Genomic DNA, 25,958 nt, shown 5'->3' with positions numbered 1-25,958 from the left:
AGCGGGGTTCGTCGGGCGGGCGAGGGGTGCGCGGCACTTATTAGACTCGATGTCGATAAGGACCGCCGAAACCCTTGTGGCGCGGGCTACCCGCGAGTACGTTGAGCCGGGTCGAGCCGCCGCCCGCAGGTCAGGAGGGCCCTTCCATGCCCAGCCCCACCCCCGTCCCCGCCCTCGCCGCGCCCGCCGCCCGGGTGCACGAGGGCCTCGTCCTGGAGCCCCGCGACGTCCGCTTCGACTGGGCGGCTCTGCCGCTGCACTGGATCCCCGACGAGCCGATGGCCACCCACGTCATCAATGTCCTGCACCTGCTGCTGCCGGAGGGCGAGCGCTGGTTCGTCAAGGTCTTCAAGGAGGCCCTGCCGCTGATCCGCGACGAGCAACTCCGTGAGGAGGTGCTGGGGTTCATCGGTCAGGAGGCCATCCACGCCGAGGCGCACCAGGAGGTCCTCGACCACCTGCTCGGCCAGGGCCTCGACCCGCGCCCGTACGTGCGCCAGATCGCCTGGCTGTTCCAGCGCGTCCTCGGCGACAAGCCCGGGCTGTCCGCCGCCCGCCGCCGCGAGAACCTCATCGAACGCGTCGCCTTCATCGCGGCGATCGAGCACTTCACCGCCTTCCTCGGCGACTGGGCGCTCAACTCCCCGGGCCTGGACCGCGCCAAGGCCGACCCGACGATGCTCGATCTGCTGCGCTGGCACGGCGCCGAGGAGGTCGAGCACCGCAGCGTCGCCTTCGACCTGATGGTCCACCTCGACCCCGGCTACGCCCGCCGGATCCGCGGCATGCTGGTCTCCGGTCCGCTGCTGGTGCACCTCTGGGTGCGCGGCGCCCGCTTCCTGCTCGCCGCCGATCCCACCCTGGACGGCCGGCTCAGGCCCACCTGGCGCGAGGCCGGCCGGATCGCCCGGCGCGGTCTGCTGCCCGATCCGGTCAGGTCGCTCCGCTCCGGGCTGCGCTACCTGCGCCCGGGCTACCACCCCACCCAGGAGGGCTCCTCCAGTCAGGCCCTCGGCTACCTCGCGACCTCCCCGGCCGCCCGCGCCGCCGCCGGAGGCCACTGACAGCTGACAACTGACAGATGACGTTATCTGTTATCTGTCATCTGAAATCTGTCAGCTGTCAGTTGTCAGTTGTCAGCCGCCCCCGAGGACCCGAGCCCGTCCCCCCGCCCGCGTTCGAGCCCGATCCCCCAAGGACCCCGCCGGATGGACCTGCGCACCCCACCCCCCGACCTTTACGGCCGCCCCCGCGCCGACACCTTCTTCCGCTTCCTCACCGCGTTCGGCGACCGCTACAGCCCGGCCCTCGGCGGCCCGCTGCTGCGCCGCAACCCCCGGCGCCCCGTCAGCCGCCCCGCCCCGGCGCTCGCCCTGGTGGTCACCGCCCGCCGCGCCGTCGCCGCCGACGCCGTCGAGCTGACCCTCGCCGACCCCTCCGGCAGCCCCCTCCCGGCCTGGCAGCCCGGCGCCCACCTGCGCCTGACCCTCCCCTCCGGCCGTGAGCGCCACTACTCGCTCTGCGGCGACCCCGCCGACCGCGCCGCCTACCGGGTCGCCGTGCGCCGCCTGCCCGACGGGGGCGGCGGCTCCGTCGAGCTCCACGACACCGTCCACCCCGGCACCCGGCTCACCGCCCGCCGCCCGCGCAACGGCTTCGCCTTCTGCGCCGAGCCGGCCGTGCTGCTGCTGGCCGGCGGCATCGGCGTCACTCCGCTGCTGCCGATGGCCCGCGAGGCCCAGCGGCACGGCCTGGACTGGCAGTTGGTCCACACCGGCCGCAGCGCCGACACCCTCCCGTTCGCCGCCGAACTGCGCGCCCTCGACCCGGGCCGGGTCCACCTGCGCACCGACGACGAGCACGGCGGCCCGCCCACCGGCGCCGACCTGCTCGCCCACGCCCCGCGCGGCGCCGCCGTCTACTGCTGCGGCCCGGCGCCGATGCTCGCCGCCGTGCGGCGGGCCCTCGACGGCTCGCCCGCCGCCGCCCTGCACTTCGAACGCTTCGGCGCCGCCCCGGTCACCGACGGCGAACCGTTCACCGTCCGCCTCGGCGCCGGGGGCCCCGAACTGGCCGTCCCCGCCGACCGCTCCGCCCTGGACGTGCTGCGCGAGGCCCGCCCCGACCTCGCCTACTCCTGCCGGCAGGGCTTCTGCGGCACCTGCGAGGTCCGCCTGCTGGCCGGCACCGCCGACCACCGCGACCGCCGCCTCACCCCCGACCAGCGCGCCGCCGGCGCCCTGCTGCCCTGCGTCTCCCGCGCCGCCGAGGGCGAGACCCTCGTGCTGGACCTCTAGAAGGAGAGCCCCGCCGTGCCGCGCACCCCCGCCTTCCCGTTCACCGAGCGCGACCTCGCCCGCTTCCGGGAGACCCAGCAGCTCGCCTACGACTGCGCCGAGCAGGTGGCCGCCTGGATCGAACCCGGCGTCACCGAGCGCCAGGCCACCGCGGAGCTGCGCCGCCGCCTGGTCGCCGCCGGCGTGCAGGACTTCTTCCACGTCCCCTTCGCCTGGTTCGGCGACCGGACGGCCTTCCGCCACTTCCACACCCCGCTGCAGTTCTTCGCCGGCAACCGCCGCCTCCAGGAGGGCATGCCGTACGTGCTGGACTGCGCGCCCGTCGTCGACGGCTACACCGCCGACATCGGCTACGGCGGCAAGGTCGGCGAGAACCGCGTCTGGGACCGCCTGGCCGCCGACCTGCGGGTCTACCGCGAGCTGATCCTCGCCGAGGTCCGCGCCCGCAAGCCGCTCGCCGAGGTGTACGCGGCCGTCGACGCCCAGATCGAGGCGCACGGCTACGACAACCGCCACCGGGTCTACCCGGGCCGGGTGATCGGCCACCAGGTCACCCGGATGACGGCCCGCGGCCCGGCCGGGGTGAACGTCTTCGGCTTCGGCGTGCGAACCCTCCAGACGCTCGGCCGCGAACTCGTCAGCGAGCGCCTGCACGGCCGCTCCCCGCTCTGGGCGGACGGCCGCTCCTCCCGGCACGCGCCCACCCCGGGCCTGTGGGCGGTGGAACCGCACATCGGGTTCCGCGAGGTCGGCATCAAGTTCGAGGAACTGCTGGTGGTCACCGAGGACGACGCCTACTGGCTGGACGACGACCTCCCGCACGTCCGCCGCTGGAATACTGCCGCCATCAAGACCACCACCACGACCACCGAGCCCAGCGCGCCCACCGCCAAGACCACCGCCAAGACCACCGCGACCGCCACCGAGGGAGCCGCCCGATGAGCACCCCCACCCGCCGCCGCACGGTCCACTCCGGAGGCCTGCCGCTCGCCGTCCACGAGCAGGGCGACCCCTCCGCCCCCACCGTCCTGCTGGTCCACGGCTACCCCGACACCCACGCCGTCTGGGACGACGTCGCCGCCGACCTCGCCCGCGACCACCACGTGGTCCGCTACGACGTGCGCGGCGCCGGCGCCTCCGGCGTCCCCGCCGACCGCGCCGGCTACCGCCTCGAACAGCTCGCCGCCGACCTGTTCGCCGTCGCCGACGCCGTCAGCCCCGACCGCCCGGTGCACGTCGTCGCCCACGACTGGGGCTCGCTGCAGTCCTGGGAGGCCGTCACCACCCCCGGCGCCGAACGCCGCCTCGCCTCCTACACCACCATGTCCGGGCCCTGCCTGGACCACATGGGCCACTGGCTGCGCGAGCGGCTGCGCCGCCCCACCCCCCGCCACCTGCGGCAACTGCTCTCCCAGGGCGCCCACTCCTGGTACATCACCGCCTTCCACCTGCCCTACCTCGCCCCCGGCGTCTGGCGCCTGGGCCTCGCCCGCGCCTGGCCCCGGGTGCTGCGCGACCTGGAGGGCGTCACCCCGCGCCCCGGCCACCCGCAGCCCAGCCTGCGCCGCGACGCGGTGCGCGGCATAGAGCTCTACCGGGCCAACATGCGCCCCACCCTGCGCCACCCGCGCGAACGCCGCACCGAGGTGCCGGTCCAGCTGATCACCCTCACCGAGGACCACTACGTCGGCGGCTACCTCTCCGAGGGCCTGGAGCGCTGGGTGCCCCGACTGACCCGCCGTACCCTGCGCGCCACCCACTGGTCCGCGCTGCTGGAGAAGGGAACCACCGTGGCCGGACTCGTCCGCCGACACGTCGCCCGCACCGAGGCCGGCGAGGCCGCCCGCCCCGCGGCCGGCGCGGGCACGCCCCACGACGGCCGGCTGGTCGTCGTCACCGGAGGCGGCAGCGGCATCGGCCGGGCCACCGCCCTCGCCTTCGCCGAGGAGGGCGCCCGGGTGGTGGTCTGCGACGTCGACCTCGACGCGGCCCGCCGCACCGCCGACCTCGCCGGCCTGATCGGCCCGACCGCGTACGCCTACCGGGTCGACGTCGCGGACGGCGCCGCCGTCGACGCCTTCGCCCAGCAGATCGCCGCCGAGCACGGTGTGCCCGACGTGGTCGTCAACAACGCCGGCATCGGCCACTCCGGCTCCTTCCTGGAGACCACCGAGAAGGAGTGGCAGCGGGTCCTGGACGTCAACCTCTGGGGCGTCATCCACGGTTGCCGCGCCTTCGGCGCCCTGATGGCCGAGCGCGGCGAGGGCGGCCACATCGTCAACCTCTCCTCCGCCGCCGCCTATCTGCCGTCCAAGGCGCTCACCGCCTACGCGACCAGCAAGGCCGCCGTCTTCATGCTCTCCGACTGCCTGCGCGCCGAACTCGCCGGCCACGGCATCGGCGTCTCCACCATCTGCCCCGGCATCGTCAACACCAACATCACCCGCACCTCCACCTTCTCCGCCACCACCGCCGACGAACAGGCCGCCAAGCAGGCCCGCGCCGCCCGCCTCTACGCCCGGCGCGGCTTCCCGCCGGAGAAGGTCGCCACCGCGATCCTGACCGCCGTCCGCACCAACAAGCCCGTCGTCCCCGTCACCCCCGAGGCCAAGGCCGCCCGGCTCCTCAGCCGCCTCGCCCCCGGTCTCCTGCGCCTCGCCGCCCGCCTCGACTTCACCTGAACGGGGGCGCCGAGGCCCGGGGCACGCGGTGGCACCGCGCGCCCCGGACCGATGAGGACGGCTCACAGATCGAAGGGCAGGATCCGGAAGGCTTTGTGCTCGGCCGTCAGAGGGCGGACCGCCCGGAAGTCTCGTTGACATCACGCAGGGCCCTGCTCTCGCTCGGGCAGGGCGGCAGCCCGCTTCGTTCGCTCGTAGGCCGCTGCCCTGTCGGCCCAGAGGTCGTCCTCAGTGGCCTCGCCGATCGGCTTGTGGGTCCGGCTGAAGAACGGTTCGTCCCAGGTGCGCCGGGGGGGGGGCATGGCGGCGAGATGGATCCCTTCCCGGATGATCTCCGCCTCCGCCATCCCCTCCCGGGCTGCCGCCTCCTTGATCACGGCGAGGTCTTCGGCTTCGACGTAGACGGTCGTGCGCTTGAGAGCCATTTGCGTAGGGTGCCGCTGCCATACGTTCCTCGGCCTCGATCGGCCCGCAATCCCGACAGGAGGTGTCGGGATTCCGGGGGAGCATCGGTGGTGACGGGTGGAGACACCATGGGCACCGAGGAAGGGCGAGGGAATGACGGAGCAGCCGCTGAAGGGCAAGGTCGCACTGGTGGCGGGGGCCACCCGGGGGGCCGGGAGGGGGATCGCGGTGCAGTTGGGGGCCGCGGGGGCGACGGTGTACGGGACGGGGCGCAGCGCCGAGGGCCACCGGGGCGAGTACGGGCGCGCGGAGACGCTGGAGGAGACGGCGGAGCTGGTGACGGCGGCCGGCGGGCGCGGCATCGCGGTGCGCGCCGACCACCTGGTGCCCGCCGAGGTGGCGGCGGTGGCCGCGCGGATCGAGGCCGAGCAGGGTGGGCTGGACATCCTGGTGAACGACATCTGGGGCGGTGAGCAGCTGTTCGCCTGGGACAGCCCGGTCTGGGAGCACGACCTGGACAAGGGTCTGCGGCTGTTGCGGCTGGCCGTCGAGACGCACGCGATCACCAGCCACCACCTGCTGCCCCTGCTGCTGCGCCGCCCCGGCGGGCTGGTGGTGGAGATGACCGACGGCACGGCCGAGTACAACGCCACCCGGTACCGGAACTCCTTCTTCTACGACGTCGCGAAGGCCGCCGTGCTGCGGATGGCCTTCGCGCTGGGGCACGAGCTGGCCCCGCGCGGGGCGACGGCGGTGGCGCTGACGCCGGGGTGGATGCGTTCGGAGATGATGCTGGAGCACTTCGGCGTCACCGAGGAGACCTGGCGCGAGGCGACGGCGGCCGAGCCGCAGTTCGGCATCTCGGAGTCGCCGGCGTACGTGGGCCGGGCGGTGGTGGCGCTGGCCGCGGATCCGCGGGTGGCGCGGTTCAACGGCGGTTCGTTCTCCAGCGGCGCCCTGGCTGGCGAGTACGGCTTCACCGACCTGGACGGCAGCCGCCCGGACGCCTTCCGCTACCTGGTCGACGTGGAGGCGGCGGACGGCCCGCTGGACCCGGCCGGCTACCGCTGAGCACCGCTGAGCACCGCCGGGCCAGCGCTGGGGCCGGCTACCGCTGCGGCGGGCCGTAGAGCGCGGCGGCGCGGGCCGCCGCCTCGGCCAGCCGTCGGCGCAGGGCCGGCGGTTCGAGCACCTCGGCCTCCGGTCCGAGCCGCAGCAGTTCCTCGTAGCCGACGTCCAGGGACTCCACCGGCAGCCGGACGGTCACCCACCCGTGTCCGTCCGGCTCCCCGGCGGTGGCGAGCGCCTCCTGGACGGCGACCGGTTCGAGCAGGTGCGGCAGCCGGTCGAGGCCGTGCGGGCTGATCCGGACGGTGACGCGCTCGCGCAGCAGCGAGCGGGCGAACCCGGCGGCCTTGGCGTCCCAGAACGCGGCGAGGTCGAAGGCCTCGTCGCGTTCGAACGGCCGGTCGGCGAGCGGTTCGGCGACGGCCAGCCGGTCGACCCGGTACACCCGGTGGCCGCCGTCACCGCTGCCGTCACCGTCACCGCCGCCGTCACCGCCGCCGCCACCGTCACCATCACCGCCGTCCGGCCGGGCGTCGCCGTCCGGCCGGGCGACCAGGTACCAGGCGCCCGCCTTCAGCACCAGCCCGTACGGCCGCAGCAGCCGCTCGACGCCGCCCTGCTCCGCGCCGGGGCGCCGCCGGTAGCGCACCCGCAGCAGCCACCCGCCCCACACCGCCCGCGCGACCTCGGCCAGCAGCGGCGGCACGGGCGCGTCGCGGAACCACCCGGGCGCGTCCAGGTGGAACCGCCGGGCCCCGGCGGCGGGGGCCTCGCCGAGTTCGCCGGCCACCTTGAGCCGGGCGGCCAGGGCCGGATCGGCGAGGCCCATCGCCCCGAGCGGCCCGGGCAGGCCGGCCAGCAGCAGCACCTCCGCCTCGGCCCGGTCGAGACCGGTCAGCCGGGTGCGGTAGCCGTCGAGCAGCCGGTAGCCGCCGGCCCGCCCCCGGTCGGCGTACACGGGGACGCCGGCCTCGGCCAGTGCCAGCACGTCGCGCTGCACCGTGCGCTCGGAGACCTCCAGCTCGGCGGCCAGTTCGGCGCCGGTCATGGCGCGGCGCGCCTGGAGCAGCAGGAGCAGCGAGATCGCCCGGGCCGTGCGCATCCGCCGACCGTCCTCCCTCTCGGGGCCGGGGCGCGCCCGGCCGGTCCAGCACCGATCATGGGTGGCCGGGGGAGGTTTCGGCCTCGCGCCCCCGTGCCCCGCACGTTCCCGCACCCGCACGCCCCACGGACCCGAGGAGTCCCCGATGGCCACCGGCACCGTGCAGTCCTACCACGCCGACCACGGGTACGGCCTGATCACCCCCGACGACGACGGCCCGCCGCTGTACGTGTACTACGACTCGATCCTGACGTCCGCCGGCGGTGACCGGAGGCTGGCCGAGGGCGAGCGGGTCGAGTACGACCCGACCGAGCAGGAGGGCCGCCCGGTCGCCGAGCGGGTGCGGCGCGCGGCCTGAGGCCCTCGGCCGCGGGCGCAGAACCGCAGGTGGAGAACCCGTCCGGCGGGCGGTCCGCGCCCCCGTACGATCAGGGCCATGGAGATGACGACCGCCCTCTGGTCCTTCGCCCTCGTCGTGGGCCTGCTCACGCTCACCCCGGGGCTGGACACCGCCCTCATCCTGCGCACCTCGGCGCTGGGCCATCGGCGGCAGGCGTGGGGCGTGGTGCTCGGGATCCAGACCGGCACGCTGCTCTGGGGGACGCTCACCTCGGCCGGCGTGACGGCGCTGCTCACCGCCTCGAAGGTCGGCTACGAGGTGTTGCGCTGGGCGGGCGCCGCCTACCTGGTGTGGATGGGGATCGGGATGCTCCGCGCCCGGGCCGGCGCGGCGGGCGGGGACGGAACGGCAGCCGGGGACGGGCGGGAGCAGGAGTCAGGGCCGGACGAGGAGAAGGCCCCGGTGGGCGGTCTGGCGTCCGGCTGGCGGCGCGGCCTGCTGACCAACCTGCTCAACCCGAAGGTGGGCGTCTTCTACGTCGCGATGCTGCCGCAGTTCATCCCGGCGAGTGCCCCGCACTTCGCCGCCGGGGTGGCCCTGACCGGCGTCCACGTGCTGGAGGGCCTGCTCTGGTCGCTGGTGCTGGTGGCCTTCGCCCGGGCGCTGCGCGGCTGGCTGCGCCGCCCGGTGGCGCGCCGGGCGATGGACCGGGTGACGGGTGTGGTGGTGGTCGGCTTCGGCGTGAAGCTGGCGGTCTCCGACTGACCGGAGCCCGGGGGATCAGCGGCCCAGGCGGCTCAGGCCCTCGCGGAGATCGTCCGGGTCCATGCAGATGTGCATGTCGATGTGGGCGTTGAACTCCAACCAGAACGGCTCGCAGATCCTGACGATGGACGCCTCGTCGGGCACGTCGACCACGACGATCTGGCAGCGCCGGCCGTGCCGGGGGAAGGCGTAGGCGGCCTCGGGCTTGAGGCCGGCCATGATCTGGTTGAACTTCGCCGCGAGGGCGCCGTCCGTGATGGCCCGGTTGGTCGTCTGGGTGTCGAGTTCGATCTCCAGCAGCGCGCGCATGGCGGTGCCCCTTTTCCGGGCTCGGGCGAGTCCTCCGTTCCAGCCTCCCGCCGCCGCGCGGGGCCCGCAATTCACCCGGTCGGCGGTACCGGATTGGCCGCTGCGCCGTCCCGCGGGCTGCACTGGGAGGCGTCCGGACGACGACCGGACGACGGCCGGCGGAACAGGAGCCCGTCCCATGGCGATCATCGTGGTGTTCGACCTTCCCGGGGTGACCCGGGAGCAGTACGAGGAGTCGGTGGACCGGCTCACCGGCGGCACCGGGCTGAACCGGCCCGAGGACTGGCCGGTGCGCGGGCTGCTGACGCACGCGGCCGGTCCGCTGCCGGACGGCGCGGGCTGGCACGTCACGGACGTCTGGGAGTCCCGGGAGGCCTTCGACCACTTCGCGGCGGTGCTGCTGCCGATCCTGCGCGAGGTGGGGATGGCGACCGCCCCGCCGCTGGTCTGCGAGGCCTACAACGTGGTGCGCTGAGGTCCCGCACCGGCCGGGCCCCGCTCAGGCCGCGTGCGGCTCGCCCGCCGCCCCGCCGGTCGCCCGCTCCTCCGCACCCCCGGCCGTGAGGGCGTGGTGGATCGGCCCGTCCCCGGCGCTGAGCGGCAGGCAGCCGCCGCCCCGCCGGTGGGCGACGATCTCGGCGGCGACCGAGACGGCGGTCTCCTCGGGCGTGCGGGCGCCGAGGTCCAGGCCGATCGGGGAGCGCAGCCGGGCGAGTTCGGCATCGGTCAGCCCGGCCTCGCGCAGCCCGGCCACCCGTTCGCGGTGGGTGCGGCGCGAGCCCATCGCGCCGACGTAGCCGAGCGGCAGCCGCAGCGCGCGTTCCAGCAGCGGCAGGTCGAACTTGGCGTCGTGGGTGAGCACGCAGAGCACCGTGCGGCCGTCCAGCCGGTCCAGCTGGGAGTCCAGGTAGCGGTGCGGCCAGTCGACGACCACCCGGTCCGCGTCGGGGAAGCGCCGTTCGGTGGCGAAGACGGGCCGGGCGTCGCAGACGGTGACGTCGTAGCCGAGGAACTTGCCGATCCGCACGACGGCCGCGGCGAAGTCGATCGCGCCGAACACCAGCATCCGGGGCGCGGGCACGTACGACTCGACGAACAGGGTGACGGTGCCGCGCCCGTGCTCGTCGCAGGGGCGTCCGTCGAGGCCGAGGACGAGCCGGCCGGTGCGGCCGGCGTCGAGCAGGGCGCGCGCCTCGGTGACGGCGGCCCGCTCCAGCGCGGCCGACACCGTGGGGGCGGGGGAGAGGGCGCCGTGGTGGGTCCCGGCGGTGACGGCGAGGGTGGCGCCGAGCAGCCCGGAGGGGCCGGCGACGACGCGGGCGAGTGCCACGGGGGTGCCGGCGGCGACCAGCGCGATGCCGGCGTCGAGCGCGGGATCGGCGCCGGGGACGACCGGCTGGACGAAGACGTCCAGGGCGCCGCCGCAGGTCAGGCCGACGGCGAAGGCGTCCTCGTCGCTGTAACCGAACCGTTCCAGCACCGGCTCGCCGGAGGCGATGGCGGCCCGGCACAGCTCGTAGACGGCCCCCTCGACGCAGCCGCCGGAGACGCTGCCGACGGCCTCGCCGTCCGCGTCGACGGCGAGCGCGGCGCCCGGGTCGCGCGGGGCGCTGCCGGTGACGCCGACCACGGTGGCCACGGCGAAGGAGCGGCCGGACGCGTGCCAGGCCAGCAGCTGCTGGGCGATGTCCTGCATGACGGGAGCTCCTTCGTGCCTTCGAGGGTAGGCGAACCGGGCGGGCCGGGGCACTGCCCGTGATCCGCGCTGCCCGTGATCCGTGGCGCCCGTGATCCGCCGCCGTACGGGAGAACGATCCCGCACGGCGGCGGTCCCCGCGGCGGCGGGCCCGGCACGCGCCCGGTATGCGCCCGGTATGCGCCCGGTATGCGCCCGCACGCGTCCGGTACGCGCCCGGCCGGCACCTGACAGCCGGTCAACGAGGGGGCGCGGGAAGGGGAACGGACTCCCGGGAGGACGGCCGGACCCCTACCGGCCCCCGGGCCGCTCGGTGGTCAGGTGCTCGGGCCGCACCGGGATGCGGTTCAGCGCCAGGCCGGTGGCGGCACGGATGGCCGCCACGATGGACGGCGTGGCCGAGACGGTCGGCGCCTCGCCCACCCCGCGCAGCCCGTACGGGGCGTGCGGGTCCGGCAGTTCGAGCAGCTCGACCGGGATCGGCGGGGTGTCCAGGATGGTCGGGATGAGGTAGTCGGTGAAGGAGGCGTTGCGCACCTTCCCGTCCCGCAGGACGATCTCCTCCATCACCGCGAGCCCCAGCGCCTGGGTGCAGCCGCCCTGGATCTGGCCGACCACCGCGAGCGGGTTGAGCGCCTTGCCGACGTCCTGGACGGCGCTTAGCTCGACCACCTTGACCAGGCCGAGTTCGACGTCCACGTCGACCACCGCGCGGTTGGCGCAGAAGCTGTACTGGACGTGGCCGACGCCCTGCCCGGTCTCCCGGTCGAAGGGGGTGGTGGGGCGGTGGCGGAACTCGCGGGTCACCTCGATGGCGTCGTCGCCGAGCAGGTCGGCGACGGCGACCAGCGGGCCGGCCGCGGCGGAGACGACCTTGCCGCCGGCCAGCGTGAGGTCCTGCCCGGTCCAGCCGTAGCGGCGCCGGCCCCGTTCGATCAGCGCCCGCCGGACCGCCTCGGCGGCCAGCTTGACCGCGCCGCCCGTCATGTAGGTCTGCCGGGAGGCGGAGGTCGAACCGGCCGAGCCGATCCCGGTGTCGGCGGGCTGGATGGTCACCTGCTCGACGCCCAGCTCGGTGCGGGCGATCTGGGCATGCACGGTGACGCCGCCCTGGCCGACCTCGGCCATCGCGGTGTGCACCAGGGCGACCGGCTCGCCGCCGATCACCTCCAGCCGCACCCGCGCGGTGGAGTAGTCGTCGAAGCCCTCGGAGAAGCCGACGTTCTTGATGCCGACCGAGTAGCCGACGCCGCGCACGATGCCCTCGCCGTGCGAGGTGTTGGACAGCGCGCCGGGCAGCCGCCGCAAGTCGGGGTCATCGGGGTCCAGCGGCGGCGGCAGCGGCATGTCCTTGACCCGCCGCAGCAGTTCGGCGACCGGTGCGGGCGCGTCGATCTCCTGGCCGGTGGGCATCCGGTCGCCCTGCCGCACCGCGTTGATCCGGCGGAACTCGACCGGGTCCATGCCCAGTTCGGCGGCCAGCCGGTCCATCTGGCTCTCGTAGCCGAACGCCGCCTGCACCGCGCCGAAGCCGCGCATCGCCCCGCAGGACGGGTTGTTGCTGTACAGCGCGAGGGCGTGCATCCGCACGTTCGGGATCGCGTACGGGCCGTGGCCGAGCGAGGCCGCGTTGCCGACCACGGCGGGCGAGGTGGAGGCGTACGCGCCGCCGTCCAGCACGATCCGGGCGTCGGCGTAGACCAGCCTGCCGTCCCGGGTGGCGCCGTGCTCGTAGGTCATCCGCGCCGGGTGGCGGTGGACGTGGCCGAAGAAGGACTCGTCCCGGGAGTAGACGATCTTGACCGGCCGGCCGGTGCGCAGCGCCAGCAGGCAGGCGTGGATCTGCATCGAGAGGTCCTCGCGGCCGCCGAACGCGCCGCCGACCCCGGCCAGGGTGAGCCGGACCTTCTCCTCCGGCAGCCCGAGCACCGGCGCCATCTGCCGGCGGTCCGCGTGCAGCCACTGGGTGGCGATGTAGAGGTCGACGCCGCCGTCCTCGGCCGGCACCGCCAGCCCGGACTCCGGGCCGAGGAAGGCCTGGTCCTGCATGCCCACCTCGTAGGTGCCGCGGACCACCACGTCCGCCCGCGCCCGCACCTCGTCGGTGACGCCGAGGCCGCAGACCACCCGCTGCTCGTGGCAGATGTTGCCGTGCGCGTGCGACCGGTACTCGTGAGGCTCGTGCACGTACCCGTACGTCCGCGGGTCGAGGCACTGCTCCTCGGTGACGATCGGGGTCAGCACCTCGTACTCGACCTCGATCCGCCGCGCCGCGCGCCGGGCGGTCTCCGGGTGGTCGGCGGCGACCAGCGCGACCGGCTCGCCCTGGTAGCGGACCTTGTCGATCGCCAGGGCCGGCTGGTCGGGGACGTCCAGTCCGTAGTACTTGCTGCCGGGGATGTCCTCGTGGGTGAGCACAGCGAAGACCCCGGGCACGGCGAGCGCGCCGGAGACGTCGACGGACAGGATGTTCGCCCGGGGGTGCGGCGAGCGCAGCGCCGTGCCCCACAGCATGTCCTCGTGCCACAGGTCGGAGGAGTAGGCGAACTCGCCGCGCACCTTGAGGACGCCGTCCGGGCGCAGCGGCGAGCCGCCGACGCCGTGCCGGCTGCTCTGCCGGATCGCCTGGAGGTTCTTCTGCCCCTGGACGGCCCGCTGCGCCCGGGGGGTCCGCCGCTCCCGGGGGGCCCGCGCGTTCATTCGGTCACCGCCCTGCCGGCACACGCCCGGGCGGACGCCAGCCGCACCGCGTCCATGATCTTCTCGTAGCCGGTGCACCGGCACAGGTTGCCCGAGAGCGCCTCGCGGATGTCCGCGTCGGAGGGCTGCGGGTCGCGGGCCAGCAGCGCGTCGGTCTGCACCAGAAGGCCGGGCGTGCAGAAGCCGCACTGGACGGCGCCGGCGTCCAGGAAGGCCTGCTGGACCGGGCCGAGCCCGCCGTCCTCGGTGCCCAGGCCCTCGACGGTGCGCACTTCGCGGTCCTGCACCTGGCCGGCCGCGACCAGGCAGGCGCAGACCGGCACGCCGTCCAGGTAGACCGTGCAGGATCCGCATTCGCCCTGTTCGCAGGCGTTCTTCGAGCCGGGCAGGCCGACGCGCTCGCGCAGCACGTGCAGCAGGCTCTCGCCCTCCCACACGTCGTCGGCCTCGACCGGCCTGCCGTTGGCGGTGAAGGTGACCCTCATGCCGCGCTCCTGATCTGCTCGCGGTAGTCGTTCCAGGCCCAGGTGAGCGTGCGCCGGGCCATCACGGCGAGCGCGTGCCGCCGGTAGTCGGCGGTGCCCCGGACGTCGTCGATCGGGGCGGCGGCGGCCGTGACCAGCTCGCCGAACCGCCGGACCACCTCGGTGCCGAGCGGTTCGCCGCTTCGCCACAGGCCGCGCCCGGCGAGCGTCTCGCGCAGGTACTCCTCGGCCTCGGCGGCGCGGCGCGGGGTGGGGGCGGCCGAGCCGATGCCGGTGCCGACGGTGCCGGTGCGCGGGTGCAGCGCGAGGCCGAACGCGCAGACCGCGATCACCATGGCGTTGCGGGTGCCGATCTTGGAGAACTGCTGCGGGCCGTCGGCGACCGGGATCCGCACGGCGCGGATCAGCTCGTCGGCCGCCAGGCTGTTGCGCTTCACCCCGGTGTAGAAGTCGTCGATGGGGATCAGCCGGGTGCCGCGCACCGAGGCCGCCTCGACGAACACGTCGCGGCCGGCCGCCAGCAGCGGCGGGTGCGCGTCGCCGGCGGGGGAGGCCGCGCCCAGGTTGCCGCCGACGCTGCCGCGGTTGCGGATCTGCGGGGAGCCGACGGTGCGGGCGGCCAGCGCCAGGCCGGGCAGCGGACCGGACAGCTCGGCGATGATCCGGCTGTAGGGGACGGCGGCGCCGAGCCGGACCACCGCGCCGTCGTCCGACCACTCGGTGAGCTCGGTGACGCGGTTCAGGTCGAGGACCGCGGGCGGGCGGCGCACGTCGAAGTTCAGCTCGACCATGACGTCCGTGCCGCCGGCGATGGGCAGCGCGGCCGGGCGTTCGGCCTTCGCCGCGAGCGCCTCGTCCCAGGTGGCGGGGCGAAGGAACTCCATGCGGGCCTCCTCACGTCGTCGCCGTCCCGGTCACGGGGCGGGTCGGGGGCGTGTGGACAGTGAACCGCCGCGACCGGGCCGCGGGCAGTCACCGATGGCATGAAGCCCCGGCCGCGCGGTCGCCCGGCATCCTGTACGTTCCTCCAAGGGGCCCGCGCCGGGGACGGCACCGGGGACGACGCCGCGGGCCGGCCGCGCGGTCCCACCTACGACCGTAGTCCGGCCGTCGTCCCCGAGTCACGGCCCCGCGATCCCCGCCCCGCCCCACCCCTCCTGCCGCCCCGCCCCCCGACCCCAGCCACCAGCCCCCGAAGGAGCCCGCGGATGCGTGTCCGTGACCTGCTCGCCCCCGGCGCCCCGCGCCTGCGTCTGCTCGCGGCCGAGGAGGAGCTGGACCGGCAGGTCAGCGGGGTGATGACGACCGACCTGCACGACCCCGGCCGGTACCTGCACGGCGGCGAGCTGGTCCTCACCGGCATGCTCTGGCGCAGCTCCCCGGCCGACTCCGAGCGGTTCGTGCGCACCCTCGCGGCGGGCGGGGCGGTCGCCCTGGCGGCCGGGGAGGCCGAGGTCGGCCCGGTGCCCGAGGACCTCGTCGAGGCCTGCCGCCGGCACCGGATGCCGCTGCTCGCGGTGCCCGACGACATCGCCTTCGGCACCGTCACCGAGTTCGTCGGCCGCCAGGTCTCCGCCGACCGGGCCGCCGACCTCGCCGCCCTCGTCGACCGGCACCGGCTGCTGGTCTCGGCGGCCGGCGGCGGCGGACTGGACGCCGTCCTCGACCTGCTCGGCGGCGACCTCGACCTCGACTGCTGGGTGCTCACCCCGACCGCCGCGGTGATCGCCGGCCCCGCCGACCGGCTGCCCGCCGAGGACCGCGACCAGCTGGTCCGCGCCCACCTGGCCGCCCAGCGCCAGCGCCGCCGCCCCCCGCACCGGGCCCGCCTGGCGGCCGGCGCCTACTCGCTGCTGCCCGCGCCCGTCGACCCGCAGGCGCCGTCCCCGCTGGCCGACTGGGTGCTCGTGGTGGCCGGTGACGTCACCGAGTGGACCGGCAAGCGCCAGCAGCTCGCCGAGAACCTCGCCCGGCTGGTCGCCGCCGAGCGCCACCGCCGCGACGAGGGCCGCCGGCTGCGCCGCCGCCTCGCCGACGAGGTGCTCGCCCTGCTGCGGCGCGACGCCGACCCGGCCGAGATCAGCCGCACCCTCTACGCCTCCGCGGCGATGGCCGCCCGCGACGAGGGCCCCGGGCCGCGCGAGGAGGACGACGCCTGGCTGGTGCTCAGCGCCGAGGGCACCGCACTGCCCGAGGGCGTGGTGCGGGCCGTCCTGGAGGAGGCGCTGGGCGGCGCCGGCGACCGCGCGCTGGTCGCCGGGGACGGCACCGGCGCGGTGGTGGTGATGCCCGCGGCCGAGGGCCCGCTGCCCGCCGAGGAACTGCGCGGGCTGCTGGCCCCACTGGAGGCCGGGCTCGGCCCGGAGGGCCGGATCACCCTCGGCGTCTCGGCGCCCGCCCGGGAGGCCGTCGGCCTGCGCGGGGCGCTGGAGGAGGCCCGGCACGCCCGCCGGATCGCCGCCTCCCGGGCCGGCGGGGTCCGCGTGGCCGGGCCGGAGGAGCTGGCCTCGCACGTGCTGCTGCTGGCCGCCGTCCCGGACGAGGTCCGCCGGGCCTTCCGCAGCCGGCTGCTGGACACCGTGATCGCCTACGACCTCGAACACCAGGCGGACCTGGTGCGCACCCTGGAGGCGTTCCTGCGCTCGGACGGCTCCTGGACCAGGTGCGCCGCCCAGCTGCACGTCCACGTCAACACCCTGCGCTACCGGATCGGCCGCGTCGAGGAGCTGACCGGCCGCGACCTGTCCCGCCTGGAGGACCGGGTGGACTTCTACCTGGCCCTCGAACTGGCCTGAGCCGCGTGACGGAGAGCGGCCCCCGGGAGCACGCTCCCGGGGGCCGCTGCGCACGAACGGGCTACTGGGCCGGGATGATGCCGGTCAGCCACTCGAAGACGCCCGGCACCATGTCCTTCCACACGTCGCTGGAGTGCGGACCGGTGGTCTCCACCACCTGCACGGTGGTGGGCGCCTTGGCGGCGGCGGCGATCGCCTGGCCGTCCTCGTAGCCGTCGCCCTTGTTGCCCGAGACGTACAGCGCGACCTTCGGCGGCTGGGCGGCGCCCTTCACGATGGTGACCGGGTTGTTGGCCTCGCGCAGCGCGGGGTCCTTGCCGACCAGCGAGTCCTTCTCGGTCGCCGGGTCGTTGTAGCCCGAGAGGCTGACGCCCGCCCGGTAGCGGTTCGGGTGGGCCAGCGAGAGCTTGGCGGCGCAGTGCGCGCCCGCCGAGTAGCCGGCGATCGCCCAGCGGTCGGCGGAGGGGTCGGCCCGGAAGTTGTCCAGGATCATCTGCGGCACGTCCCGGGTCAGCCAGGTGTCGGCGTTGACCTTGCCCGGCACGTCGGTGCAGCCGGCGTCGGTGCGGTTGCCCAGCAGCAGGGTGCGCGGCGAGACCAGGATGAACGGCGCCACCTTGCCCTGCTGCATCAGCGGCTTGAGCTGCTCGGAGACCTTGAGCGTGCCGTACCAGGTGGAGGAGGAGCCCGGGTAGCCGGGGATCAGCTCGACCACCGGGAACTTCCTGTCCTTGAACGCCGGGTCGTGGTACTGCGGCGGCAGCCAGACCAGCACCTCGCCGTCGACGCCGGACAGCTGGCCCTTGAGGTCGGTCTTCTGGACGTCGCCCGGCACCTTCGGGTCGTCCACGCCGCGGAAGGACTGCTGCACCTTGTTGGCCGGCGGGTTGGCCGGGGTGTGCGCCGCGTCGCTCGCCGGCGCGCCGCCCCCGCCGCCCGCCGGGGCCGCGCCCTGGCCGCCGCCCGCGGCCGCCTCCTGCGGCGGGACGGGCGGCACCGCCCGCACGTGGTTGCCGGTGCCGAGCAGGTCGTCCCAGCTGCCGTAGATCAGGTTGGCGTTGTTGACCATGACGAAGACCATGACCACCGCGGTGACCTGGCAGAACACGATCATGGCGAGCCTGGACAGGACGCGCACCGGCTTGGGGCCCTTGACCCGGCCCCAGAACCACATCGCCACCGCGATGGAGATCGGCACGAGAACGACCGTGCAGATGAAGAATGGCGTACCTGTCAGTTGCATGAAGTTCTCGTATCCGGGTTCGAAGCCGCCCGGGCCCCACTCGCCCGGACCGCCACCTCAATGGCATCAGACGGCCAGGAACGGGGATCGGTTGCCGTCGGAATCTGTGCGGAACCTGAGAGGAACATCACGCTCGCGCGAGGTTCCCCCTTTTCGGGTCCGCCCTAGTCTGCCACCCCGGCGGACCCCCTCCGGACGTCGCACCCAGCGGACTCCCAGGAATCGCCCCACCGGGCACGATACCGTCCGGACGGATCGCCCCTCCGGGCGAGGCGGTGCGAAGGCGCGTCCGCGGGGAAGCGAGACTATGGGGATGAGCACAACCCGCATGAGTCCCGTCCGCCGGCTGAGGCCCGCCGCCGCCGCGCTGGCCGTCCTGGCCCTCACGGTCGCCGTCGCCGGCTGCAGCAGCACCGGAGGAAGACGCGCCGAGGAGGCCCGCGCCAAGGCCGCGGCCGCCGCCGGCGGCGCCGTCACCACCCCGCGCTGGAAGGTCGCCATGGTGACCCACGCGGGCGCCGGCGACGCCTTCTGGGACACCGTGCGCAAGGGCGCCGAGCAGGCCGCCGCGAAGGACAACATCACCTTCCTGTACTCCAACGACGCGCAGACCCAGAACCAGGTCCAGCTCGTCCAGGCCGCCATCGACCAGAAGGTCGACGGCCTGCTGGTCACCCTCGCCAAGGGCGACGCGATGGCCGACGTGCTCGGCAAGGCCAAGGCCGCCGGCATCCCCGTGATCACCATCAACTCCGGCCAGGAGTACTCCGCCAGGTTCGGCGCCCTCACCCACATCGGCCAGGACGAGGCCACCGCCGGCCAGGCCGCCGGCACCGAGCTGGCCCACCGCGGCCGCAAGAACGTCCTGTGCGTGATCCACGAGCAGGGCAACGTCGGCCAGGAGCAGCGCTGCTCCGGCGCCCGGAGCACCGCCGGCGGCGCCTTCCAGGTGCTGTACGTCGACGGCGTCAACATGCCCGACGCCCGCGCGGCCCTCTCCGCCAAGCTGCAGGCCGACCCGGCGATCGACACCGTGCTCACCCTCTCCGGCCCGATGGCGGCCACCGGCCTGCAGGCGATCCAGGACGCCCGCCGCCCGGTCGAGCTCGACACCTTCGACCTGGGCACCCAGGTGGTGTCCGGCCTCAAGGCGGGCACCGTCGGCTTCGCCGTCGACCAGCAGCCCTACCTCCAGGGCTACCAGGGCGTCGACCTGATCTGGCTCTACCGGTACAACCTCAACATGCTCGGCGGCGGCAAGCCGGTGGCCACCGGCCCGCAGATCCTCACCAAGGACAACGCGGACGCCCTCGCCGAGTACGTCGCGAGGGGGACCAGGTGAGCACCTCCGACGTCCTGGCGGCCGATCGCGGGGAGCGCCCGGCCGCGCTGCGCCGGCTGGCCGCCCGGCCCGAGCTGGGCGCGCTGATCGCCGCCGCCGCGGTCTTCCTGGTCTTCGCCGCCGTCGCCGAGCCCTTCCTGCGGGTCTCCTCGCTGGGCACCGTGCTGTACGCGGCCTCCACCATCGGGATCATGGCCGTCCCGGTCGCGCTGCTGATGATCGGCGGCGAGTTCGACCTCTCGGCCGGCGTCCTGGTCACCACCGCCGCGCTGACCTCGTCGATGGTCTCCTACCAGCTCACCGCGGTGACCTGGGTGGGCGTGCTGGTCTCGCTGGCCGTCACGCTGGCGGTCGGCCTGTTCAACGGCTGGATGCTCTCGCGCACCAAGCTGCCGAGCTTCATCGTCACCCTCGGCACCTTCCTGATGCTGACCGGTGCCAACCTCGGCGTCACCAAGCTGGTCTCCGGCACCGTCTCCACCAAGCCGATCTCCGACATGGAGGGCTTCGCCTCCTGCCGCTGGCTGTTCGCCTCCGAGGTCACCGTCGGCGGGCTGACGATCAAGGCCACCGTCTGGTGGTGGCTGGGCCTGCTGCTGGTGGGCAGCTGGGTGCTGCTGCGCACCCGGTTCGGCAACTGGATCTTCGCGGTCGGCGGGGACGCGGCCGCGGCCCGCGCGGTCGGGGTGCCGGTCGCCCGGACGAAGACCGTGCTCTACCTGTTCGTCGGCTTCGGCGCCTGGGTGCTCGGCCAGCACCTGCTGTTCTCCTTCGACACGGTGCAGTCCGGCGAGGGCGTCGGCAACGAGCTGATCTACATCGTCGCGGCCGTCATCGGCGGCTGCCTGATCACCGGCGGCTACGGCTCGGTGGTCGGCTCCGCGCTCGGCGCGCTGATCTTCGGCATGGTCAGCAAGGGCATCATCTACGCCCAGTGGAACCCCGACTGGTTCAAGTTCTTCCTGGGTGCGATGCTGCTGCTCGCCGCCCTGCTGAACTCCCTGGTCAAGCGCCGCGCCGAACGGGGGCCCCGATGACCGAGCTCCTCTCCCTGCGGGGTGTCGGCAAGACCTACGGCACCGTGCGCGCCCTGGAGGACGTCTCGCTGACCCTGCGGGCCGGCGAGATCAGCTGCGTGCTCGGCGACAACGGCGCCGGCAAGTCCACCCTGATCAAGATCATCGCCGGGCTGCACCGGCACGACGAGGGCACCTTCACGGTGGGCGGCGAGGAGGTCCGCTTCGACTCCCCGCGCCAGGCCCTGGACCGCGGCATCGCCACCGTCTACCAGGACCTCGCCGTGGTGCCGCTGATGCCCGTCTGGCGCAACTTCTTCCTCGGCTCCGAGCAGGGGTACAAGCGCTGGGGCGGGCTGCGGATCGACGCCGACGGCATGCGCGCCACCACCCGCCGGGCGCTCGCCGACATGGGCATCGACCTGCCCGACGTCGACCGCCCGATCGGCACCCTGTCCGGCGGCCAGCGCCAGTGCGTGGCGATCGCCCGCGCCGTGCACTTCGGCGCCAGGGTGCTCATCCTGGACGAGCCGACCGCCGCGCTCGGCGTCAAGCAGTCCGGGGTGGTGCTCAAGTACGTCACCGCCGCCCGGGACGCCGGACTCGGCGTGGTGCTGATCACCCACAACCCGCACCACGCGTACCTGGTCGGGGACCACTTCACCCTGCTCAAGCGGGGCCGGATGGCCGGCAGTCACGCCCGCTCGGAGATCGGCCTGGAGGAGCTCACCACCGAGATGGCGGGCGGCTCCGACCTCGCCGAGCTCTCGCACGAGCTGGCCCGGCCGCAGGCCCCCGGCTCCGGACCCGGCCCCGACGCCGGTCCCTCCGCCCCCGAACCCCTCGACCCAGGCAAGGAGCGTCCGCAGCCGTGACCAGCCCCCACGGCGGCACCCGTCCGCCCGTCCTGCCCACCCTGCTCGGCCTCGGGCCGCGGGCCGAGCGCCGCCGCCGGGCGCTGCCCGCCGGCCTGCTGCGGCTGCCGACCATCGGCGTCGACATCGGCGGCACCAAGGTCGTCGCCGGCGTGGTCGACGGCGAGGGCAAGGTGCTGGAGAAGCTGCGCACCGACACGCCCCACAAGTCCAAGAGCCCCAAGGTGGTCGAGGACGTCATCGTCGAGCTGGTGCTGGAGCTCGCCGACCGGCACGACGTGCACGCGGTCGGCATCGGCGCGGCCGGCTGGGTCGACGCCGAGCGCTCCACCGTGCTCTTCGCCCCGCACCTCAACTGGCGCGGCGAACCGCTGCGGGAGGCGCTCAGCGCCCGGCTGCGGTTCCCGGTGATCGTCGAGAACGACGCCAACGCCGCCGCCTGGGCCGAGTGGCGCTTCGGCGCCGGCCGGGGCGAGGAGCACATGGTGATGCTCACCCTCGGCACCGGCATCGGCGGCGCCGTGGTGCGCGACGGCTTCGTGGACCGGGGCAAGTACGGGCTGGCCGGCGAGTTCGGGCACATGCAGGTGGTGCCCGGCGGCCACCGCTGCCCGTGCGGCAACCGCGGCTGCTGGGAGCAGTACTCCTCCGGCAACGCGCTGGTGCGCGACGCCCGCGAGCTGGTCGCCGAGGAGTCCCCGGTGGTCCAGCCGCTGCTGGCCCGGGCCGGCGGCAGCGTCGAGGGCATCACCGGCCCGCTGGTCACCGAGGCCGCCCGGGCCGGTGACCCGACCGCCACCGAGCTGCTCTACGAGGTCGGCACCTGGCTCGGCGTCGGCATCGCCAACCTGGCCGCCGCCCTGGACCCGGGCCGCTTCGTCATCGGCGGCGGCGTCTCCGAGGCCGGCGACCTGCTGCTCGTCCCGGCCCGCGACACCTTCCGCCGCACCCTCACCGGCCGCGGCTTCCGCCCGGAGGCGAGCATCGTGCACGCCGCCCTCGGCAACGAGGCCGGCCTGGTCGGCGCCGCCGACCTCGCCCGCCAGGTCGCCCGCCGCTTCCGCACCATCAAGCGACGCCGCGTGGAGCGCGCCGTGCCGTGACGGTGCGGCCGTCGGCCGAACGGTTGCCCGCCGTCAACTACCCGTTGGTAGCGACGCGGCACTGTTGTCGGGGTCATGGCTCCTGTGAAACAACGGAGTTGACGTCGACTCAGAGGAGTATCGGATGAGAGCACTGGCCCGGATCGCCCCGCCGCTCCTGCTCGCCACCGCCCTGGTGTGGTCCACCGCCGGACCCGCCGGGGCGGCGCCGCCGCCGGCCAAGGTGCCCGAGGCGGTCGGCTGGGGCGGGGCGGTGGCCAGCGTGGACGCCGACGCCACGGCGGCCGGCATCGAGGTCCTGCGCAAGGGCGGCAACGCCGTGGACGCGGCGGTCGCGGTCGCGGCGGCGCTCGGTGTCACCGAGCCCTACTCGGCCGGGATCGGCGGCGGCGGGTACTTCGTCTACTACGACCACGCCACCGGCCGGGTGCACACCATCGACGGCCGGGAGACCGCCTCCCGCAAGGCCGACACCTCGCTCTTCCTGGAGGACGGCAAGCCGCTGCCGTTCGCCGACGCCGTCACCAGCGGCCTGTCGGTCGGCGTCCCGGGCTCACCGGCCACCTGGGAGACCGCGGTCGGGCTCTGGGGCCGGCGCGACTTCGCCGAGGTGCTGAAGCCCGCCCAGCGGATCGCCGAGCAGGGCTTCACCGTCGACCAGACCTTCCAGGACCAGACCGCGCTCAACCAGGCCCGGTTCAAGGACTTCCCCGACACCGCCGAGCTCTTCCTGCCCGGCGGCGCGCTCCCGGTCGTCGGCTCCACCTTCCGCAACCCCGACCTGGCCGCCACCTACCGCCAGCTCGGCAAGGAGGGCACCGCGGCGCTGTACCGGGGCGCGATCGGCGAGGACGTCGTGCGCACCATCCAGCACCCGCCGGTCGACCCCGCCTCCGGCCGGATCGCCCGCCCCGGCCAGGTGGACGCCGCCGACCTGGCCGGCTACCGGGTCCGCCGCCAGCAGCCCACCCACGTCGCCTACCGGGACTACGACGTCTACTCGATCGCCCCCTCCAGCTCCGGCGGCACCACCGTCGGCGAGGCGTTCGGCATCCTGGAGGACGGCGAGGTCGCCGACTACGACGCCACGCAGTACTACCACCACTTCCTGGAGGCCTCGCGGCTCTCCTTCGCCGACCGCAACCGCTGGGTCGGCGACCCGGCGTTCAACGACGTCCCGGTCAAGGAACTGCTGTCCGCGCGCTACGCGGCCTCCCGCGCCTGCCTGATCAGCCCGGACCGCGCACTCACCAGCCCGGTCGCCCCCGGTGACCCGCGCCACCCGGCCGGCTGCCCGGACGCCGCCCCGGCGCCCGCCGCCGAGCCCTACGAGGGCCTGAGCACCAGCCACCTCACCGTGGCCGACCGCTGGGGCAACGTCGTCTCCTACACCCTGACCCTGGAGCAGACCGGCGGCAGCGGCATCACCGTCCCCGGCCGCGGCTTCCTGCTCAACAACGAGCTGACCGACTTCAACTTCACCCCGCTCTTCCCCGGGGTGCCCGACCCCAACCTGCCCGGCCCCGGCAAGCGGCCGCGCTCCTCGCTCTCGCCGACCATCGTGCTGCGCGACGGCGAGCCCCTGCTGGCGGCCGGCTCGCCCGGCGGCGCCACCATCATCACCACCACCCTCCAGGTGCTGCTCGGCCGCCTCGACCGGGGGCTGAGCCTGGAGCAGGCGATCGCCGCGCCGCGCGCCAGCCAGCGCAACACCGCCGCCACCCAGGCCGAGCCGGCCTTCCTGTCGCTGCCCGAACGGGCCCGGCTGGAGGCGCTCGGCCACGTGTTCACCGCCACGCCGGAGATCGGCGCGGCGACCGGCGTCGAGCGGCTGCCGGACGGCCGCTGGGTCGCCGCCGCCGAACCGGTGCGCCGCGGCGGCGGCTCGGCGGCGGTGGTGCGGCCCGCGCCGTGAGCGTGCGGGCGGGCGGCGCTGTCGGTGCCGTTCGGTAGATTCGGGGTGGGCGTCCACGTGGCGCCCACCCCTTACCGTCCGTACCGACCGTCCGTACCGAACCGCCACCGGGAAGGCCGCCCGCCGTGACCGTCCGCATCGCCACCTGGAACATCAACTCCGTCACCGCGCGGCTGCCCAAGCTCCTCGAATGGCTGGAGAGCGCCAAGCCCGACGTGCTCTGCCTCCAGGAGCTCAAGTGCGCCGCCGACGCCTTCCCCTACGAGCCGGTGCGCGAGCTCGGCTACGAGACCGCCGCGCACGGCACCGGCCGCTGGAACGGCGTGGCGATCGTCTCCCGGATCGGCCTCGACGACGTCGTCCGCGACCTGCCCGAGCAGCCCGGCTACCTCGCCGACGACGCCCTGCTGCCCGACGTCGAGCCGCGCGCCGTCGCCGCCACCTGCGGCCCGGTCCGGGTCTGGTCGGTCTACGTGCCCAACGGCCGCGAGGTCGACCACGCCCACTACCGCTACAAGCTGGAGTGGCTGGAGGCGCTGCGCCGCGCCTCGGTGGCGGACGCGGCCGGCGAGCGCCCGTTCGCCGTCCTCGGCGACTTCAACATCGCCCCGACCGACGAGGACGTCTTCGACGTGGCCGCCTTCGAGGGCCTCACCCACGTCACCCCCGCCGAGCGGGCCGCCCTCGCCGCCCTGGAGGCCTCCGGGCTGCACGACGTCATGCCGCGCCCGCTGAAGTACGACCGCCCCTACACCTACTGGGACTACCGCCAGCTGGCCTTCCCGAAGAACCGCGGCATGCGGATCGACCTCACCTACGCCAACAAGCCCTTCGTGGACGCCGTTACGGACAGTTACGTCGACCGTGAGGCGCGCAAGGGCAAGGGCACCTCGGACCACGCGCCCGTCGTCGTGGACCTGGACCTCTGACGGGCGTCCCTCCCGTCACCCGCGGTGGCCGGCTCTCGCCCGAACGGGCGAGAGCGGTGGCCGGGCGTGGAACGGGTGCCTACCGTCGGTGAGTGACCGGGTGCGGTTGTTCGAGCACGTGGACGTCGGAGTCCCCGGCCGCGCCCGAGAGAATCCCGGAGGTTCCGGTATGCGCCCCACGCGTACGGCCGCCACCGCCCTGATCGGCGCGACGCTGCTGACCGGCCTGACGGCCCCGCTCGCGTCGGCCAAGGACGGCGCGGCCTCGGTCAGCCCGTCCCAGGCCGCACCGGGCCAGACCGTGACGGTCACGGTCGCCTGTGAGAAGTCCGAGAAGCCCGAGGCCAAGACGATCACCGCCAACTCGCCCGCCTTCGAGGGCGGCCCGGCCACCCTCACGCTCGGCTCGGACGGCAAGCACACCGGCTCCGCCCGGCTCGCCGACAAGTACGGCGGTGACAACAAGGTCGACGGGACGTGCCCGAACGGCGCCGCCTTCGCCACCAGCGTCACGGTGACCACGGTGTCGGTCTCCACCTCCGGGGGCTCCTCCGGCGGTGCCGTCGGCGGCGCCCACAGCGGTACCTCGGGCGGGTCCGCGCCCTCCGGCATCGGCGGGTGGAGCGAGGCGGCCGGCGAGTGGGCGGGCTCGCTCGGGCAGTCCGGAGCCGGCAGCCAGCAGGTCGGCCCGCACGGCGCGGCGAACACGGGCCTGGGCGGCTCGATCGCGGCCGACCCGGCGGAGCTGGCGGGCGGCGCGCTGCTGGTCGCGGGCGGCGTCGGCGGCTTCTGGCTGCTGCGGCGGCGGGCCGGCGCGGGCTCCGCCTGAGCCACGCGCCTGAGCCACGCGCCTGAGCGCGCGGGTGCGGCCGCGCCCGCCCCCGCGGCCGGC

General features: G+C 74.8%; 24 protein-coding genes. 16 read left to right on the top strand and 8 right to left on the bottom strand.

Features of this window, described 5'->3' with window-relative positions:
- The first annotated feature begins 146 nt into the window (after window positions 1–146).
- The 4 genes from ABT093_RS05550 (at window position 147) to ABT093_RS05535 (ending at window position 4,978) form a co-directional block, all read left to right on the top strand.
- Window positions 147–1,064: a metal-dependent hydrolase gene (locus ABT093_RS05550; RefSeq protein ID WP_350560684.1), complete on the top strand. Its 918-nt coding sequence runs from the start codon at window positions 147–149 to the stop codon at window positions 1,062–1,064.
- 144 nt (window positions 1,065–1,208) lie between these two features.
- Entirely contained in the window at window positions 1,209–2,297 is a 1,089-nt protein-coding gene (locus ABT093_RS05545) for a PDR/VanB family oxidoreductase (protein ID WP_350560682.1), read from the top strand.
- Window positions 2,298–2,312: 15 nt separating this feature from the next.
- The gene (locus tag ABT093_RS05540; RefSeq protein WP_350560680.1) at window positions 2,313–3,239 is read left to right on the top strand and encodes a M24 family metallopeptidase; all 927 of its coding nucleotides are present in this window, start codon (window positions 2,313–2,315) and stop codon (window positions 3,237–3,239) included.
- Entirely contained in the window at window positions 3,236–4,978 is a 1,743-nt protein-coding gene (locus tag ABT093_RS05535) for an SDR family oxidoreductase (protein ID WP_350560678.1), read from the top strand. Before ABT093_RS05540 ends, ABT093_RS05535 begins: the two co-directional genes overlap by 4 nt.
- A gap of 140 nt (window positions 4,979–5,118) precedes the next feature.
- Here ABT093_RS05535 and ABT093_RS05530 read toward each other — a convergent pair whose 3' ends face one another.
- Window positions 5,119–5,403, bottom strand: a complete 285-nt coding sequence (locus ABT093_RS05530; RefSeq protein WP_350560676.1) for a ribbon-helix-helix domain-containing protein — start codon at window positions 5,401–5,403, stop codon at window positions 5,119–5,121.
- A gap of 133 nt (window positions 5,404–5,536) precedes the next feature.
- Between ABT093_RS05530 and ABT093_RS05525 the strand changes: the two genes are divergently transcribed.
- Complete coding sequence (locus ABT093_RS05525; RefSeq protein ID WP_350560674.1) at window positions 5,537–6,454, top strand: SDR family oxidoreductase; 918 nt, start codon at window positions 5,537–5,539, stop codon at window positions 6,452–6,454.
- A gap of 37 nt (window positions 6,455–6,491) precedes the next feature.
- Here the strand turns inward: ABT093_RS05525 and ABT093_RS05520 are convergent, their stop codons facing one another.
- Entirely contained in the window at window positions 6,492–7,553 is a 1,062-nt protein-coding gene (locus ABT093_RS05520) for a helix-turn-helix transcriptional regulator (protein ID WP_350560672.1), read from the bottom strand.
- Window positions 7,554–7,698: 145 nt separating this feature from the next.
- Here ABT093_RS05520 and ABT093_RS05515 point away from each other — a divergent pair, with 145 nt between their 5' ends.
- Window positions 7,699–7,911 carry a cold-shock protein gene (locus ABT093_RS05515; RefSeq protein ID WP_350560670.1) on the top strand — a complete coding sequence of 71 codons (213 nt, stop codon included), beginning with the start codon at window positions 7,699–7,701 and terminating at the stop codon, window positions 7,909–7,911.
- 78 nt (window positions 7,912–7,989) lie between these two features.
- The gene (locus ABT093_RS05510) at window positions 7,990–8,658 is read left to right on the top strand and encodes a LysE family translocator (protein ID WP_350560668.1); all 669 of its coding nucleotides are present in this window, start codon (window positions 7,990–7,992) and stop codon (window positions 8,656–8,658) included.
- A gap of 15 nt (window positions 8,659–8,673) precedes the next feature.
- Here the strand turns inward: ABT093_RS05510 and ABT093_RS05505 are convergent, their stop codons facing one another.
- Complete coding sequence (locus ABT093_RS05505; RefSeq protein WP_350560666.1) at window positions 8,674–8,967, bottom strand: hypothetical protein; 294 nt, start codon at window positions 8,965–8,967, stop codon at window positions 8,674–8,676.
- Window positions 8,968–9,145: 178 nt separating this feature from the next.
- Here ABT093_RS05505 and ABT093_RS05500 point away from each other — a divergent pair, with 178 nt between their 5' ends.
- Window positions 9,146–9,442, top strand: a complete 297-nt coding sequence (locus ABT093_RS05500) for a hypothetical protein (RefSeq protein WP_350560664.1) — start codon at window positions 9,146–9,148, stop codon at window positions 9,440–9,442.
- A 24-nt stretch (window positions 9,443–9,466) separates the two neighbouring features.
- Here ABT093_RS05500 and ABT093_RS05495 read toward each other — a convergent pair whose 3' ends face one another.
- From ABT093_RS05495 to ABT093_RS05480, 4 genes are all read right to left on the bottom strand, one after another.
- Window positions 9,467–10,663 (bottom strand): XdhC family protein, encoded by a 1,197-nt coding sequence (locus ABT093_RS05495; RefSeq protein WP_350560662.1) that lies wholly within the window; start codon window positions 10,661–10,663, stop codon window positions 9,467–9,469.
- A gap of 291 nt (window positions 10,664–10,954) precedes the next feature.
- Window positions 10,955–13,363 carry a xanthine dehydrogenase subunit D gene (gene pucD, locus ABT093_RS05490; RefSeq protein ID WP_350560660.1) on the bottom strand — a complete coding sequence of 803 codons (2,409 nt, stop codon included), beginning with the start codon at window positions 13,361–13,363 and terminating at the stop codon, window positions 10,955–10,957.
- Window positions 13,360–13,848, bottom strand: coding sequence for a (2Fe-2S)-binding protein (locus tag ABT093_RS05485; RefSeq protein ID WP_350560658.1), 489 nt, complete (start codon window positions 13,846–13,848; stop codon window positions 13,360–13,362). The genes pucD and ABT093_RS05485 overlap by 4 nt, the downstream gene beginning before the upstream one ends.
- Window positions 13,845–14,732, bottom strand: a complete 888-nt coding sequence (locus ABT093_RS05480) for an FAD binding domain-containing protein (RefSeq protein WP_350560656.1) — start codon at window positions 14,730–14,732, stop codon at window positions 13,845–13,847. Before ABT093_RS05480 ends, ABT093_RS05485 begins: the two co-directional genes overlap by 4 nt.
- Before the next feature lie 324 nt (window positions 14,733–15,056).
- Here ABT093_RS05480 and ABT093_RS05475 point away from each other — a divergent pair, with 324 nt between their 5' ends.
- A complete protein-coding gene (locus ABT093_RS05475; protein WP_350560654.1) occupies window positions 15,057–16,643 on the top strand; it encodes a PucR family transcriptional regulator in 1,587 nt (528 codons plus the stop codon).
- Window positions 16,644–16,704: 61 nt separating this feature from the next.
- On the opposite strand, the gene ABT093_RS05470 is transcribed toward ABT093_RS05475, so the two are convergent.
- Window positions 16,705–17,841 (bottom strand): alpha/beta hydrolase, encoded by a 1,137-nt coding sequence (locus ABT093_RS05470; protein WP_350560652.1) that lies wholly within the window; start codon window positions 17,839–17,841, stop codon window positions 16,705–16,707.
- 373 nt (window positions 17,842–18,214) lie between these two features.
- Here ABT093_RS05470 and ABT093_RS05465 point away from each other — a divergent pair, with 373 nt between their 5' ends.
- The 7 genes from ABT093_RS05465 (at window position 18,215) to ABT093_RS05435 (ending at window position 25,895) form a co-directional block, all read left to right on the top strand.
- Window positions 18,215–19,228, top strand: a complete 1,014-nt coding sequence (locus tag ABT093_RS05465; RefSeq protein WP_502884140.1) for a substrate-binding domain-containing protein — start codon at window positions 18,215–18,217, stop codon at window positions 19,226–19,228.
- Window positions 19,225–20,265, top strand: a complete 1,041-nt coding sequence (locus ABT093_RS05460) for an ABC transporter permease (RefSeq protein ID WP_350560648.1) — start codon at window positions 19,225–19,227, stop codon at window positions 20,263–20,265. The genes ABT093_RS05465 and ABT093_RS05460 overlap by 4 nt, the downstream gene beginning before the upstream one ends.
- Window positions 20,262–21,119 (top strand): ATP-binding cassette domain-containing protein, encoded by an 858-nt coding sequence (locus tag ABT093_RS05455; RefSeq protein ID WP_350560646.1) that lies wholly within the window; start codon window positions 20,262–20,264, stop codon window positions 21,117–21,119. The genes ABT093_RS05460 and ABT093_RS05455 overlap by 4 nt, the downstream gene beginning before the upstream one ends.
- A complete protein-coding gene (locus ABT093_RS05450) occupies window positions 21,116–22,222 on the top strand; it encodes an ROK family glucokinase (RefSeq protein WP_502884133.1) in 1,107 nt (368 codons plus the stop codon). Before ABT093_RS05455 ends, ABT093_RS05450 begins: the two co-directional genes overlap by 4 nt.
- 124 nt (window positions 22,223–22,346) lie before the next feature.
- On the top strand, window positions 22,347–24,137 hold the full coding sequence (gene ggt, locus ABT093_RS05445) for a gamma-glutamyltransferase (RefSeq protein WP_350560644.1): 1,791 nt from the start codon (window positions 22,347–22,349) through the stop codon (window positions 24,135–24,137).
- 125 nt (window positions 24,138–24,262) lie between these two features.
- Entirely contained in the window at window positions 24,263–25,066 is an 804-nt protein-coding gene (locus ABT093_RS05440; protein ID WP_350560642.1) for an exodeoxyribonuclease III, read from the top strand.
- Between the two features lie 169 nt (window positions 25,067–25,235).
- Window positions 25,236–25,895 (top strand): hypothetical protein, encoded by a 660-nt coding sequence (locus tag ABT093_RS05435; RefSeq protein WP_350560640.1) that lies wholly within the window; start codon window positions 25,236–25,238, stop codon window positions 25,893–25,895.
- Window positions 25,896–25,958: the final 63 nt, after the last annotated feature.

It is taken from the genome of Kitasatospora sp. NPDC002551 (assembly GCF_040296005.1).
Lineage (GTDB): Bacteria > Actinomycetota > Actinomycetes > Streptomycetales > Streptomycetaceae > Kitasatospora.
This window is presented reverse-complemented; position numbering and strand designations above follow the sequence as displayed.